We start from the raw sequence: 346 nt of genomic DNA, 5'->3' as shown, positions 1-346 counted from the left end.
CGGCCTAGCTCAACTGGTAGAGCAACTGACTTGTAATCAGTAGGTTGGGGGTTCAAGTCCTCTGGCCGGCACCATCTTTTGAGCCATTAGCTCAGTTGGTAGAGCATCTGACTTTTAATCAGAGGGTCAGAGGTTCGAATCCTCTATGGCTCATTACGATTTTAATTATATTTTTAAAGCAAAATAATGCAGAAGTAGTTCAGCGGTAGAATACGACCTTGCCAAGGTCGGGGTCGCGGGTTCGAATCCCGTCTTCTGCTCCATTATTTTGCCGGGGTGGCGGAACTGGCAGACGCACAGGACTTAAAATCCTGCGGTGAGAGATCACCGTACCGGTTCGATTCCG

General features: G+C 48.8%; 2 tRNA genes. Both read left to right on the top strand.

What is annotated here, in order from left to right:
• The first annotated feature begins 80 nt into the window (after window positions 1-80).
• Window positions 81-153, top strand: a tRNA-Lys gene (locus Q4528_RS12975).
• A gap of 35 nt (window positions 154-188) precedes the next feature.
• Window positions 189-263 (top strand) — tRNA-Gly (locus Q4528_RS12970).
• The last annotated feature ends 83 nt before the right edge of the window (window positions 264-346 follow it).

The organism is Staphylococcus pasteuri (genome assembly GCF_030547725.1).
Classification (GTDB): Bacteria; Bacillota; Bacilli; order Staphylococcales; family Staphylococcaceae; genus Staphylococcus; species Staphylococcus pasteuri.
Note: the sequence above shows the minus strand (reverse complement) of the source record. Positions and strands in the feature narration are given on the sequence as shown.